Source organism: Citrobacter sp. wls827 (assembly GCF_005280875.1).
Classification (GTDB): Bacteria; Pseudomonadota; Gammaproteobacteria; order Enterobacterales; family Enterobacteriaceae; genus Citrobacter; species Citrobacter youngae.
In genome coordinates this window covers 193,866-207,670 of the sequence record NZ_SZWR01000010.1, presented here as the reverse complement: position 1 = coordinate 207,670, position 13,805 = coordinate 193,866, and the positions used below count along the sequence as shown (strand labels likewise).

Genomic DNA, 13,805 nt, shown 5'->3' with positions numbered 1-13,805 from the left:
GCTGTGCAAACTACGTCTATGACTCTGCATTAAGGAATAGAAAATGCTCCATCCGCGAGCCAGAACGATGCTCTTGCTATCGACGCCTGCGTTGCTGATTGGTGTAGCGTCCAGCCTGGTGCTGATTGCTGTGATGAAAGTGGCTTCCGTTTTACAGCAATTTTTGTGGGAACGTCTGCCCATAAGCATCGGTATTGCCCAGGATTCTCCATTCTGGATTATTACTATGCTGACGCTTACCGGGGTGATGGTCGGGCTCATCATCCGCTACAGTCATGGTCATGCTGGCCCTGACCCAGCCTGCGAACCCTTAATCGGTATGCCCGTTTCGACGTCTGCATTGCCCGGACTGCTGGTCGCCCTGATAATTGGCCTCGCGGGTGGCGTCAGTTTGGGTCCAGAGCACCCCATCATGACCGTTAACATTGCGCTGGCAGTGGCGATTGGTAGCCGCATGTTTCCGCGAATTGCAAAGCTGGACTGGACCATCCTCGCCTCTGCTGGCACCATCGGGGCGCTATTTGGTACCCCGGTTGCCGCTGCGCTGGTCTTTTCGCAAACGCTGAACAGCTCCAACGATGTCCCCCTATGGGATCGTCTGTTCGCACCGTTAATGGCCGCCGCGGCAGGTTCACTCACCACCAGCCTGTTCTTTCATCCCCACTTTTCATTGCCTATCGCGCACTATACGCAGATGCATCTGGTCGATATCTTCAGCGGCGCGGTCGTTGCTGCCATTGCTATCGCGGCGGGGATGGTGGCCGTGTGGTGCCTGCCTCGTTTGCACCATCTGATGCATCGCCTGAAACACCCGGTGCTGATCCTCGGCGTTGGAGGCTTTATCCTCGGTATTCTGGGTGTTATCGGAGGACCACTAACCCTGTTTAAGGGCCTGGATGAGATGCAGCAAATGGCATTTAGCCAGACACTGGGAGCCTCGGACTATTTCATGCTGGCGGTGATAAAGCTGGCTGCACTGGTTGTGGCTGCAGCGAGTGGTTTTCGCGGTGGGCGGATTTTCCCTGCGGTATTCGTTGGCGTCGCGCTGGGGCTGATGCTGCACGCCCATGTCGAAGCCGTTCCTGCCGCGATTACGGTCTCCTGCGCCATTCTGGGATTGGTACTGGTCGTCACTCGTGATGCATGGCTGAGCCTGTTTATGGCGGCAGTGGTGGTGCCGGACACCACCCTACTACCGCTGTTGTGCATCGTTATGCTTCCGGCCTGGCTGCTCTTAGCCGGAAAACCAATGATGATTGCTGACCACCCCGATAAGTAGCTATCCCCCGTTGCGGGATTCCAGCGCACGGGTCACCGTGCGCAAGAGTTCTGGAAGGTCAGCCTTCGGCAACACCACTTCTATCAACGAGAGGCGTTGCGGTTTTGCCAGACGAGCCAGAACCTCTTCCAGTTGGACAGCCTGCTTCACGCGCCAGCATTCCGCCTGACATTCACGACTTAGCGCCTGTGGCACCAGCGTCCAGCTCCATCCGGCTATATCATTGTATCGCTGGTTCGCACCATGAATGGCACGTTCCACGGTATAACCGTCATTATTGAGCAGTAAAATAACAGGAGTTTGCCCGTCTCTAAGCATGGTTCCCAATTCCTGAATGGTGAGCTGTGCCGCACCATCGCCAATAATCAGGATCACCCTACGGTGCGGGAAGGCTGTTTGCGCCCCAAATGCAGCAGGCAAAGCGTAACCGATTGACCCCCATAGCGGCTGGACCAGAACCTCCGCCCCGGCAGGAAGTGACAGCGCAGCTGCGCCAAATGCTGCGGTCCCCTGATCGACAAGGATAATGTCGTCGGGGGCCAGATACTGTTGCACCGTATGCCAGAAATTTTCCTGCGTCAGAGGGCCTTTCTCAACCTGCAGACGCCCGGCACAAGGACGTTCAGGCGGCAGTGAAAACGACATTTCCAGGCACAGTTCCCGTAGCGTAGTAACCGCCTGTTCCATCGGGATGTTAAACCAGCTTCCCCCAACCCGCGACGCATGAGGTTGAACCTCAATAGTGCGCTCGGGAGGTAAGTTTTGCGTAAACCCGGCGGTCAGCGTGTCAACAAACCGGGTACCGACGCAAATAATCGTATCAACATCTTCTATCGCCTTACGCACATAATCACTGCTGGCCCCCGCACTGTATGTGCCCACAAACGCAGGATGCCGCTCATCAAACAATCCTTTACCCATCAACAGCGTGGCATGAGCCATCGGCGTTTCCGTCATCCAGCGTTGTAAAACGGGCTGCAAGCCAAATCGTAGCGCGAGAAAATCGGCTAATAGCGACACGCGTGAACTGTCCAGCAACTGCTCACGTGCATGATAGCGAAACGCAGCAGCTACACTACTTTCCGGCTCGCTCAAGGGAACAATGAGTATGTCACTCGGTGGTGTAGCAGGTTGTTTCGCAACATCAGCAGGTAGCATCAGGTAACCCGGTCGTCTTTCGGTTAACATCGCTTGCAACACGCGGTCAATTTCATAGCAGGCATTTTGTTCATCCAGCACTGCACTGGCGACCGTCACTGACTGTTGCATACGGTAGAAATGCTGAAAGTCACCGTCGCCGAGAGTGTGATGCATTAACTCGCCACGACGCTGAGCGCTGCGACATGGGGCCCCGACAATATGCAGGACAGGAACGTATTCCGCGTAACTTCCTGCAATACCATTAATTGCGCTTAACTCGCCCACACCAAAAGTGGTAAGCAGCGCTCCCGCTCCGACTACCCGGGCATAGCCATCCGCGGCATACGCCGCATTCAATTCATTCGCACACCCGACCCAACGCACGCTTGAGTGCTCAATGACGTGGTCAAGAAACTGTAAATTGTAATCGCCCGGCACACCAAACAGATGGTCAATGCCACAGCCTGCCAGCCTGTCCAGCAGATAATCAGCAACGGAATACGGGGTTTGCATGACAGCTATCCTTCTGACGGTAACCTCATGTTAAGTATCGAAGAACTGCGATGACTGTCCAGGAATGTCGCTGCGAAGGAGGTGGAAAGCAGGATGTACAGTTTTGGCGATTTAAATTTCCTTGAAGAATCGATTGTGTAACCGTATACACTGAAAGACACATATGTTCTGGAAGGAGGCGACATGGTTTATCAGGCTAACGAAAATCGCTATCACACAATGGAATACCGCCGCTGCGGTCAGAGCGGGCTCAAACTGCCGATTGTCTCTCTGGGTTTGTGGCACAATTTTGGTGATACCACTCAGGTCGAAAACAGCCGGACCTTATTACAGCGCGCCTTCGATCTGGGGATCAGCCATTTTGATCTGGCGAATAATTACGGCCCGCCGCCGGGTTCTGCTGAACGAAACTTCGGTCGCATCCTGCAGGAAGATTTTTTATCGTACCGGGATGAACTGATAATCTCGACCAAAGCGGGCTATACCATGTGGGAAGGTCCCTACGGTGATTGGGGATCGCGCAAGTACCTGATTGCCAGCCTCGATCAAAGCCTGAAACGTATGGGACTGGAGTATGTTGATATCTTCTATCATCACCGCCCTGATCCCCAAACTCCGCTCAGAGAAACCATGAACGCGCTGGATCATATTGTGCGTCAGGGGAAAGCGTTGTACGTAGGACTCTCTAACTATCCGACTGATCTCGCCAGACAGGCGATCGAAATACTCGATGATTTAGGGACGCCATGTCTCATCCACCAGCCGAAATATTCCATGTTTGAGCGCGAGGTTGAGAGGGGACTGCTATCACTCTTACAGGAGAAAGGTGTGGGCAGTATCGCCTTTTCCCCGCTGGCTGGCGGGCAATTAACTGACCGCTATCTGAACGGTATTCCGGCGGATTCCCGGGCAGCGAGCGCCAGTCGTTTTCTCAACCCAGACCAGATCACCCCACAAAAACTGGAAAAAGTCCGTGCTCTTAATGCGCTGGCCGAGCGCCGGGGACAAAAGCTGTCCCAAATGGCGTTAGCCTGGGTTCTCCGCGATGATAAGGTGACGTCAGTACTGATTGGTGCCAGCAAACCTGCGCAAATTGAAGATGTCGTTGGCATGCTGGCAAACCGTCATTTATCTCCCGAAGAGTGTGCGGAGATCGACGCCATCCTGGGTTGATGGAAATAAAGACACATTTATTAACAAAAAGTGCGCTCTCTGACGATTTAAGAGTTAAGGCGATGAAACGGGGCTTTACTGCCCCGTAATATTGCGTTAACAGGCCGGCTACGGCTCGATCGTGAAGGAGAGAAAGAATGTTCAGGTCACTGATTCTGGCGGCAGTGTTATTGGCTTTTGCACCGCTGGCCGCAAACGCTGGCGAAATCACCCTGCTGCCGTCGATTAAATTACAAATTGGCGATCGCGATAACTACGGCAACTACTGGGACGGTGGGCGCTGGCGTGACCGGGATTACTGGCACCATAATTATGAATGGCGTAAAAATCGTTGGTGGCGTCATGACAACGGCTATCATCGCGGCTGGGATAAGCGCAAAGCTTATGAGCGTGGCTATCGTGAAGGCTGGAACGATCGCGATGACCATCGCGGGCGTGGACGTGGCCACGGGCACCGCCATTAATGTAACAAATCCCCATCTTGCGGGGAGTACTGCTCACAAAAATCATCGAGTTACCCAGGGCCTGTGTCTATACCCAGGCCCTTTTTGCATCACGCTTCGCCAATCGCCAGATGACGAGCAGTCACATCCGCTCCCCCCTGTTTTCCCGTAAATTTCCTGTTCATTTCACAAATTCGCAAAATCGGAAAAAAAAATTCCGATTTATCGTGTTTTTTTTGAACTTTGCGCGATAAATATTAACATTAATTTAATATTATAAAACCTGGGGTGAGCGCTAATGAAAAAACAAGAAAGACAAAAGGCCATTCGGGTTAAGTTAGTAACCGATAAGAAGGTTTATGTTAGCGAATTAGCAAAGGAATTATCTGTCACAACTCGCACGATCCGTAATGACTTAAATGAATTAAGTCAGAATAGTCTTTTCTCGTTATTTCATGGTGGTGCACAAATAAAAAGCGCACCTGATGAATCATTATTTGAGCAGTCTTTCACCAACACCATATTGAATGGGTTCAAAAGCCACAAAGAAATTACATCGGTTTCTGCTCATGCCAAGCAAAATAGCTATATTGATGATAGCATTTACATACTTGGTTCATTTAATATAGATATTGTTTCTGAAACGACGACATTTCCTCAGATTGGCCAGACTATCCGAGCGTCTGCAACCCGTTTTTATGCCGGAGGCAAAGGCACAAACCAGGCAGTTGCCGCAGCTAAAATCAATAATAATGTTCATCTTACCGTTAAGTTAGGAGCCGATGAGTTTTCAAAAAAAGCCAAAAGATATTTAACCAATACTGAAATTTCTTCTTTTTCTTTTTTTGAAAATGAAATGTCATCCACGGGCATTGCAATGGTATGGGTTTCAGGTGCCACAGGTGACAATATGATCAGTATCGATCTTGGGGCCAATGAAACATTTACCCAGGAAGATATTCTATTGGATATTGATACCATTCGTAATTGCAAAGTTTTTTTAACTCAGCTGGAGAATAATTTTCCGATCACACGTTTCGCTATCATGCAGGCAAAACTCGGAAAATCGCTGGTTGTCCTGAATCCGGCACCTTATGTTTCAGAGATCAAAGAAATATTGCATTTAATTGACATTATTACGCCGAACAAAATTGAAGCTGAAGCGTTATCTGGTATCAACATTGTTGATATCTATTCGGCCAAAAATGCCGCCAGGAGCATTTATGTGCAAGGCGCAAAATGCGTCATTATCACGTTAGGTAGCGACGGTTGTCTGATCTTTGATGGCACAGTTTTCACTCATATTCCTGCCTATAAATCAGCCGTCGTCGATACCAGTGGAGCAGGCGATGCCTTTACCGGGGCACTGGCTGCATGCATTGCAAACGGTAAAGGACTCATCAATGCAGCGCAGTACGCTTCTGCGTTTGCCTCGTTGAAAGTTGAACGTAAAGGTGCATCAAATATGCCCAACAATTCACTCGTTTATCATCGTATGCAGTAGCTGTTTAGAGCATCATTCAGCCCCTACACCTATAGGATAATTTCATGAAAAATAAAATGTTTTATCGTGTTATCGGTGCCACAGTCGGTTTAGCGCTTTCCGCCACTTTCACCGTCCCCGCTTTTGCCGCCGATACTCAGACGCATAAACCTAAAGTCGCGCTGGTGATGAAGTCACTGGCAAATGAGTTTTTCCTGACCATGGAAACCGGAGCAAAAGAGTATCAGAAAAAAAATGCCGACAAGTTTGATTTGATTTCTAACGGCATCAAAAACGAAACGGATACGGCAAATCAAATCCAGATCGTTGAACAAATGATTGTCTCGAAAGCCGACGCGATTATCATTGCGCCATCAGACTCGAAAGCCCTTGTACCGGTCATTAAGAAAGCAATTGATGCAGGTATTATTGTCATCAACATTGATAACAAATTTGATGACAGTGTGCTTAAAGATAAAAACCTGAATATTCCTTTTGTTGGCCCGGATAACCAAAAAGGTGCAAAAGAAATTGGCGATTATTTAGCGAAGCATCTTAAGGCCGGCGATCAGGTTGGTATTATTGAAGGCATCCCTACCTCCAGCAACTCTCAGCAACGTACTCTGGGCTTCCAAAATGCGATGGCGCAGGGCGGCATGAAAGTCGTTTCTGTGCAATCTGGCCAATGGGAAATTAACAACGCCAATGCGGTCGCGGCGGCAATGTTAAGTGAGTATCCTGATATCAAAGCACTGTTAGCCGATAACGATAATATGGCATTAGGTGCCGTTTCTGCCATCCGCTCTGCCGGGAAAAAAGGACAGGTTCTGGTTGTCGGCTATGACAATATCGAAGCGATTAAGCCAATGTTAAATGACGGTCGTGTTTTAGCAACTGCGGACCAATTTGCCTCTCAACAAGCTGTATTTGGTATTGATGCCGCCCTTGATGCCTTAAAAAATGGCAAAAAACAGAGTGAACTCTCTAGCAACGTAGAAACACCAATAAAACTGATCGTCAAACAATAAGCGGAAAACAGTGCGCCGCTGTGGTACTGCCATCAATTGAGTATCAGAGCGGCTTACCGGATAAGGCCAGAATATGAAAAGTGGGCAAGAAATCCTCTCAATACAGGGGGTAGGTAAAACCTACAGTGAACCTGTTCTGGTGGATGTAACGCTAGCATTATATCCAGGAAAAGTACTGGCCCTGACGGGAGAAAACGGTGCCGGGAAAAGTACGTTATCAAAAATTATTGGCGGGTTAACCAACGCAACGACCGGAAAAATGGTTTATCAGGGGCAGCCTTACGCACCTGCGAACCGAAAAGAGGCGGAAAAGCTGGGTATTCGCATGGTTATGCAAGAACTCAATTTACTGCCTACGTTGTCGGTTGCAGAAAACTTATTTCTCGAACAACTTCCGCATCGATTCGGCTGGATCGATCGAAAAAAGCTAGCAGAAATGGCCCGTCCGGTGATGGCAATGGTTGGGCTGCAATCGGTCGATCCAACTACGCTGGTGGGCGAATTGGGTATTGGTCACCAACAGATGATCGAAATCGCCAGAAACCTGATTGGTGAAAGCCGGGTACTGATTCTGGATGAACCGACAGCCATGCTCAGTAGCCGTGAGGTCGAACTGCTGTTTAAACAAATAGCGCTCTTCAAAGCCCGGGGCGTTTCAATAATTTATATTTCTCACCGACTGGATGAGCTTGCGATGATTGCTGATGACATCGCGGTGCTACGTGATGGTCATTTGGTTTGCGTGGACGATATTAAACGCTATACCCGCGATCAACTTGTTTCGTTGATGGTCGGCCGCGATTTAGAAAGTTCATTTGATTTAAGTGGACGCCAGGCAGGTCAACCCATTATGAAAGTGGAAAATTTTAAGCGTGGGAAAATCATTCGGGACACGTCGTTTACCTTGCACAGTGGCGAAGTGCTCGGCATTAGTGGCCTTGTCGGCTCTGGCAGGACAGAGCTGCTACGCGCTATTTTTGGCGCAGACAAAATAGACAGTGGCACATTACTGATTGGTACGCCACTTAAACCGGTGGTGATCCGTTCGCCTGCACAGGCTATCCGACATGGTATTGCATTAGTCACGGAGGATCGTAAAGGTGAAGGGCTTCTGTTACCACAGTCGGTTGCCGCAAATATCTCGTTGGGTAACAGCGACAAAATTAGCCATTTGTCGGTCGTTAACACATTGAGTGAAACCACATTAGCGAATAAACACATTAAAAGCTTAGGCGTTCGTACAACGAACACTTCACAGGCCGTGGAAAGCCTGTCAGGTGGTAATCAGCAGAAAGTTCTCATTAGCCGGTGGCTGGAACGAGACTGTGAAGTCGTCTTATTTGATGAGCCGACTCGCGGTATTGATGTGGGTGCCAAGCAAGATATTTATCAATTGCTGAATACGTTAACGGCTAAGGGAAAAGGCGTTGTTGTCGTTTCCAGTGACCTACGCGAACTGATGCTGGTTTGCGATCGTATTGCGGTCATTTCCGATGGCAAGTTAGTGAACACATTTACACGTGATAACTGGAGCCAGGATCGCATTTTAGCGGCTGCATTTTCAGCCTATCAGCATTCAGAAGAGACTGTCAGCGAGTAGCCGGGGATAAAAAAATGAAAAACAATTTTGCGACAAAACAAGCGGCAGCAGAGAAAAGAAATACACCGACGTCATGGAAAGGCCTAAGTAGCTATATCGGGTTGCTCGGGGCGTTAGCCGCAATGATCGTCCTATTTTCATGCCTCAGTTCTCATTTCTGGAGCATGAACACTTTCAGCACTATTGCAAATCAGATCCCCGATTTAATCGTCATGTCGGTGGGGATGACATTTATCTTAATCATTGCCGGCATCGATCTTTCCGTTGGATCGTTGCTGGCGCTTGCTGCTGCAGTCGTCAGCGTCACCTATTTAAATTTTCATTGGACGCCCTGGCTGGCCGCGCTTTCAGGTGTAGCACTCGCCACATTCGTTGGGGCACTAACGGGTCTGATTACCGTTGCCTGGCGTATTCCGGCGTTTATCGTCTCACTGGGTGTTCTGGAAATGGCCCGCGGAGCAGCGTATCAGTTAACTGACTCGCGGACCGCGTATCTCGGTTCTATTTATGATTATTTAGCCGACCCCATTCTCTTTGGCGTCTCCCCTTCTTTTATTATCGCGATCGTTGTCATTGTTGCCGGGCATCTGGTGCTGACGCGAACCGTATTTGGTCGCCATTTGATCGGTATTGGCACCAATGAAGAAGCCGTTCGATTATCAGGTATAAATCCAGGTCCCTATAAGATTGCAGTCTTTGCCTTGATGGGGGGATTATCCGGTCTGGCCTCGCTGTTTCAGGTTGCCCGCCTTGAAGCCGCCGACCCCAATAGCGGCGTTGGCATGGAACTACAGGTGATTGCCGCAGTTGTGATTGGTGGCACAAGCCTGATGGGAGGACGTGGCTCTATTATCTGTACGTTTCTTGGCGCGTTGATCATTTCCGTTCTGGCTGCGGGACTGGCGCAAGTTGGCGCAAGCGAACCGACAAAACGTTTTATAACAGGAGCCGTGATAATCGTTGCAGTGGTACTTGATACCTACCGTAGCCACTTAAATAAAAAATAATCATGAGGGTTACCCGGCTTGACCGGGTAACCACAGCGGATGAAAGCCCTGCTACAATCCGAGCGCGGTCCCGACCAGCAACCAGATATTCAGTGCCACGACCAGCACCACAATCACCCAGCCAACCTGTTTCACCCAACGGCTATTAACTAAATCCCCCATCAGTTGGCTATTGCTGGTAAAAATCAGTAGCGGTACCAGCGCCAGAGCGATACCAAAACTGAGTAATACCTGACTCATCACCAGTATCCGGGTGGGATCAAGCCCCATTAAAATCACAATAAATGACGGCATCATGGTGACGCTACGGCGCACCCAGAGCGGGATATGAAAGCGGATAAACCCTTGCATAACCACCTGCCCCGCCAGCGTGCCAACCACGGTAGAGGAAAGCCCTGCCGCCACCAGACTTAAACCAAACACGGTTGCCGCAGCATGACTTAACAGCGGTTCAAGCGTCAGATAGGCCTGGTCCAGGTCTGCGATACCAGTATGCCCGCTAAAGTGAAACGCGGCTGCTGCAGTCGCCATCATCGCCAGATTGACAAATCCGGCAATCGTCATGGCGATAGCCACATCCCATTTCGTCGCTGCGTAACGCTGCTGGCGCGTACCACCGTGCAAATGCTGGGTTAAGGAGGAGTGCAGATAAATGACGTGCGGCATGATGGTGGCGCCAAGCACACCGGCCGCCAGGAACACCGCTTCAGAATTAGGCAGGCTCGGTATAACCATCCCTTTGCTCAGCTGCGCAAGGTTCGGTTGGGAAAAGATCAGCTCGACAATATATGCCGCAGCCACGAACAACAACAAACCGCCGATCACTTTTTCCAGGGGTTTCTGCCCGCGGCGCTGCAGCATCAGAATTAAAAATGTCGCAATACCCGTGAGCACAGCCCCCTGCAGCAGCGAAACGCCAAGGATGAGTTTAAAGCCAATCGCAGCGCCAATAAATTCTGCAAGATCGGTCGCCATCGCAATAATTTCGGCCTGTACCCAGTAAAACCAAACCACTGGACGAGGATAATGATCACGGATCTGTTCCGCCAGATTTTTGCCGGTGGCAATGCCAAGCTTGGCCGATAGCACCTGAATCAGCATCGCCATCAGGTTTGCCCAGACCACAACCCACAACAGTTTGTAGCCAAAGCTAGCCCCTGCCTGGATATTGGTAGCAAAGTTACCTGGATCGATATAGCCGATCGCCGCGATGAACGCAGGTCCCATTAATGCGAGCTTCAACTTGCGCGCTGCCCGTCCACTGCTACTCTCAACGCGATCGTTAGTCATTTTAGTGCCTCAGAAACATAGCCTTTGCTATGTTTCAAGCTACGCCTATTGAGAATGATTATCAAATTCATTTTAATGGGTGAAGTTGATTTCTCTGATAGCGTTTGTCTATGGAACGGTAAGAAATTTAGAAATGCCGGTAAGATGTTTGATTATTGTTATGAGATTAGCACAGTGACATAACTTTTCACTTCCATACTAAACATAACAGAAGTGTATCATCGATCACTAATTTTGAATCTCGTCACAGGTCCTTATTATAGTGTGTGTTTGATCTCGTTTTCTTTACTGTTGTTACATAGAATGTGCACGAAAACTAAATCTGCCTCAAATTTGGAGCAAATATGGACCGCGTTCTTCACTTTGTCCTGGCCCTTGCCGTGGTTGCGGTACTCGCACTGCTGGTAAGCAGTGACCGTAAAAAAATCCGCATTCGTTATGTTATTCAATTGCTTGTTATCGAAGTGTTACTGGCATGGTTCTTCCTGAACTCTGATGTCGGCCTGGGCTTTGTAAGAGGCTTCTCCGAGATGTTTGAGAAACTGCTCGGATTCGCTAATGAAGGGACTAACTTTGTCTTCGGCAGCATGAACGATAAAGGCCTGGCATTCTTCTTCCTGAAAGTGCTGTGCCCTATCGTCTTTATCTCCGCCCTGATCGGTATTTTGCAGCATATCCGTGTTCTGCCGGTTATCATCCGCGCGATTGGTTTCCTGTTATCCAAAGTGAACGGTATGGGCAAGCTGGAATCATTCAACGCCGTCAGCTCCCTGATCCTGGGTCAATCCGAGAACTTTATCGCCTATAAAGATATCCTCGGTAAAATGTCTCGCAACCGCATGTACACCATGGCAGCAACGGCGATGTCTACCGTTTCCATGTCTATCGTCGGCGCGTACATGACCATGCTGGAACCAAAATACGTTGTTGCTGCGCTGGTTCTGAACATGTTCAGCACCTTTATCGTTCTGTCACTGATCAACCCTTATACCGTTGATGCCAGCGAAGAAAATATTCAGATGTCCAATCTGCACGAAGGTCAGAGCTTCTTCGAGATGTTGGGCGAATACATTCTGGCAGGCTTCAAAGTTGCGATTATCGTTGCAGCAATGCTGATTGGTTTCATCGCGCTGATCGCTGCCCTGAACGCCCTGTTCGCTACCGTGACCGGTTGGTTTGGCTACAGCATCTCCTTCCAGGGCATCCTGGGTTACATCTTCTACCCGATTGCGTGGGTGATGGGTGTGCCGTCCAGCGAAGCGCTGCAGGTGGGCAGTATCATGGCAACCAAACTGGTTTCCAACGAATTCGTCGCAATGATGGACCTACAGAAAATCGCCTCTACGCTCTCTCCGCGCGCTGAAGGCATTATCTCTGTGTTCCTGGTTTCCTTCGCGAACTTCTCTTCTATCGGTATCATTGCAGGCGCAATTAAAGGCCTGAACGAAGAGCAAGGTAACGTGGTTTCCCGCTTTGGTCTGAAACTGGTATACGGTTCTACGCTGGTCAGCGTACTGTCTGCTTCCATTGCAGCACTGGTGCTGTAAGACGACATCAATACAGCCGTTACCAAACCGGGGAGATTCTCCCCGGTTTTTTTATGTCTGTTATCCAGCAATATAAGCAAATAAGCGAGAAACGCAGGCAGGAATCAAATGCAAAAAACCCCCGCTTTTCAGCGAGGGTTTCAATTTTGGTGGAGCTAAGCGGGATCGAACCGCTGACCTCTTGCATGCCATGCAAGCGCTCTCCCAGCTGAGCTATAGCCCCACGATGCGTTTACGTACCAAATTCATTGGGATTAAATTTGGTGGAGCTAAGCGGGATCGAACCGCTGACCTCTTGCATGCCATGCAAGCGCTCTCCCAGCTGAGCTATAGCCCCGTCACGTAAAGCTTGTCGAGTTGACGGGCGGCATCATATGAATTCCCTTCGCGTGTGTCAACGGCAAAATTAACTCATAGAATTCAATCGCTGAAAAAGCAGGCAAATGAAGAACATTGCGCAACAACTCGCATTCAGTAGTTAAACGCGTCACGGTTTCTACTAAAATGGTGCTATAAAATGAGCCACTAATTAACCCCACGACCATTCAGGGAATCGTTATGTTCAAGGAACGGATGACGCCAGAAGAACTTGCTAATCTGACCGGATACAGCCGACAGACCATCAATAAATGGGTGCGCAAGGAAGGTTGGGCTACCTCACCCAAACCCGGTGTTCAGGGCGGTAAAGCCCGTCTGGTTCATGTTACCGAACAAGTTCGTGAATACATTCGCAGCGCTGAGCGTTCAGCGGAAGGCTTATCAGATAATTTATCTTTATCCGGTGACACCTCCATCGAAGCTCTACTGATAAGACTCGCCAAAGAAATGACGCCATCAGAACAGAAAATGTTTACGTCGCTGATCCTGCGTGAAGGCATTACGGGTTTGTTACAACGCTTAGGGATTCGCGACAACAAATAATATGAAAAAATTACGCAGTAAAATGACCACCGAAGAGCTGGCTGAATGTCTCGGTGTCGCCAAACAAACCGTCAATCGTTGGATCAGAGAGCAAAACTGGACAACCGAAAAGTTTCCCGGTGTTAAAGGTGGTCGCGCAAGGCTTATTCATATTGATGCCGGCGTCCGAGAGTTTCTTCTCAATATTCCAGCTTTTCGCAAGGTACCGGAATTTTATCAGGCAGAAGAACCGCTTGCCGAGTATACACACGTGGTTCGCAGTCACGCCTGCCGTCAGATAATCAGCGCACTGGATAACATGTCGCCAACGGAACAGGAAAAGCTGGCGATGTATATTTCGCGCGAAGGTATTCGCACTTTCCTGACCCGTCTGGGCATTGA

12 protein-coding genes and 2 tRNA genes are annotated in these 13,805 nt (G+C 49.5%); 10 read left to right on the top strand and 4 right to left on the bottom strand.

The features are described 5' to 3' along the window. Window positions 1–43 precede the first annotated feature (43 nt). Window positions 44–1,279 carry an ion channel protein gene (locus tag FDX03_RS04355; RefSeq protein WP_124021361.1) on the top strand — a complete coding sequence of 412 codons (1,236 nt, stop codon included), beginning with the start codon at window positions 44–46 and terminating at the stop codon, window positions 1,277–1,279. Here FDX03_RS04355 and FDX03_RS04350 read toward each other — a convergent pair whose 3' ends face one another. Continuing rightward, window positions 1,280–2,932, bottom strand: coding sequence for a thiamine pyrophosphate-binding protein (locus tag FDX03_RS04350; protein WP_137345528.1), 1,653 nt, complete (start codon window positions 2,930–2,932; stop codon window positions 1,280–1,282). A 183-nt stretch (window positions 2,933–3,115) separates the two neighbouring features. Here FDX03_RS04350 and mgrA point away from each other — a divergent pair, with 183 nt between their 5' ends. From mgrA to FDX03_RS04320, 6 genes are all read left to right on the top strand, one after another. Beyond that, entirely contained in the window at window positions 3,116–4,105 is a 990-nt protein-coding gene (mgrA, locus tag FDX03_RS04345; protein ID WP_137345527.1) for an L-glyceraldehyde 3-phosphate reductase, read from the top strand. Between the two features lie 137 nt (window positions 4,106–4,242). Then, window positions 4,243–4,569 (top strand): DUF2502 domain-containing protein YpeC, encoded by a 327-nt coding sequence (ypeC, locus tag FDX03_RS04340; protein ID WP_005122377.1) that lies wholly within the window; start codon window positions 4,243–4,245, stop codon window positions 4,567–4,569. A gap of 277 nt (window positions 4,570–4,846) precedes the next feature. Next, window positions 4,847–6,052 (top strand): PfkB family carbohydrate kinase, encoded by a 1,206-nt coding sequence (locus FDX03_RS04335; RefSeq protein WP_048211002.1) that lies wholly within the window; start codon window positions 4,847–4,849, stop codon window positions 6,050–6,052. Between the two features lie 44 nt (window positions 6,053–6,096). After that, window positions 6,097–7,059, top strand: coding sequence for a sugar ABC transporter substrate-binding protein (locus FDX03_RS04330; protein WP_048211001.1), 963 nt, complete (start codon window positions 6,097–6,099; stop codon window positions 7,057–7,059). 73 nt (window positions 7,060–7,132) lie between these two features. Then, window positions 7,133–8,659, top strand: coding sequence for a sugar ABC transporter ATP-binding protein (locus FDX03_RS04325; protein ID WP_048211000.1), 1,527 nt, complete (start codon window positions 7,133–7,135; stop codon window positions 8,657–8,659). 14 nt (window positions 8,660–8,673) lie between these two features. Continuing rightward, complete coding sequence (locus FDX03_RS04320) at window positions 8,674–9,666, top strand: ABC transporter permease (protein WP_061068251.1); 993 nt, start codon at window positions 8,674–8,676, stop codon at window positions 9,664–9,666. Window positions 9,667–9,717: 51 nt separating this feature from the next. On the opposite strand, the gene FDX03_RS04315 is transcribed toward FDX03_RS04320, so the two are convergent. After that, window positions 9,718–10,956, bottom strand: a complete 1,239-nt coding sequence (locus FDX03_RS04315; protein ID WP_005130002.1) for an Nramp family divalent metal transporter — start codon at window positions 10,954–10,956, stop codon at window positions 9,718–9,720. 344 nt (window positions 10,957–11,300) lie between these two features. Here FDX03_RS04315 and nupC point away from each other — a divergent pair, with 344 nt between their 5' ends. Continuing rightward, complete coding sequence (nupC, locus tag FDX03_RS04310) at window positions 11,301–12,503, top strand: nucleoside permease NupC (protein WP_048210997.1); 1,203 nt, start codon at window positions 11,301–11,303, stop codon at window positions 12,501–12,503. A 147-nt stretch (window positions 12,504–12,650) separates the two neighbouring features. On the opposite strand, the gene FDX03_RS04305 is transcribed toward nupC, so the two are convergent. Continuing rightward, window positions 12,651–12,726: transfer RNA gene (locus tag FDX03_RS04305), tRNA-Ala, on the bottom strand. Between the two features lie 38 nt (window positions 12,727–12,764). After that, window positions 12,765–12,840 (bottom strand) — tRNA-Ala (locus tag FDX03_RS04300). 221 nt (window positions 12,841–13,061) lie between these two features. Between FDX03_RS04300 and FDX03_RS04295 the strand changes: the two genes are divergently transcribed. Further along, entirely contained in the window at window positions 13,062–13,424 is a 363-nt protein-coding gene (locus FDX03_RS04295) for a YfeC-like transcriptional regulator (protein WP_003028277.1), read from the top strand. A gap of 1 nt (window position 13,425) precedes the next feature. Then, the coding region (locus FDX03_RS04290; protein ID WP_137345684.1) for a YfeC-like transcriptional regulator at window positions 13,426–13,805 on the top strand (380 nt) is incomplete at its 3' end.

Coding starts and splice junctions, on each gene's coding strand:
- FDX03_RS04325 (WP_048211000.1), top strand. CDS start 7,133: ATGAAAAGTGGGCAAGAAATCCTCTCAATACAGGGGGTAGGTAAAACC.
- FDX03_RS04350 (WP_137345528.1), bottom strand. CDS start 2,932: ATGCAAACCCCGTATTCCGTTGCTGATTATCTGCTGGACAGGCTGGCA.
- FDX03_RS04295 (WP_003028277.1), top strand. CDS start 13,062: ATGTTCAAGGAACGGATGACGCCAGAAGAACTTGCTAATCTGACCGGA.
- FDX03_RS04355 (WP_124021361.1), top strand. CDS start 44: ATGCTCCATCCGCGAGCCAGAACGATGCTCTTGCTATCGACGCCTGCG.
- FDX03_RS04330 (WP_048211001.1), top strand. CDS start 6,097: ATGAAAAATAAAATGTTTTATCGTGTTATCGGTGCCACAGTCGGTTTA.
- FDX03_RS04320 (WP_061068251.1), top strand. CDS start 8,674: ATGAAAAACAATTTTGCGACAAAACAAGCGGCAGCAGAGAAAAGAAAT.
- FDX03_RS04335 (WP_048211002.1), top strand. CDS start 4,847: ATGAAAAAACAAGAAAGACAAAAGGCCATTCGGGTTAAGTTAGTAACC.
- mgrA (WP_137345527.1), top strand. CDS start 3,116: ATGGTTTATCAGGCTAACGAAAATCGCTATCACACAATGGAATACCGC.
- nupC (WP_048210997.1), top strand. CDS start 11,301: ATGGACCGCGTTCTTCACTTTGTCCTGGCCCTTGCCGTGGTTGCGGTA.
- FDX03_RS04315 (WP_005130002.1), bottom strand. CDS start 10,956: ATGACTAACGATCGCGTTGAGAGTAGCAGTGGACGGGCAGCGCGCAAG.
- ypeC (WP_005122377.1), top strand. CDS start 4,243: ATGTTCAGGTCACTGATTCTGGCGGCAGTGTTATTGGCTTTTGCACCG.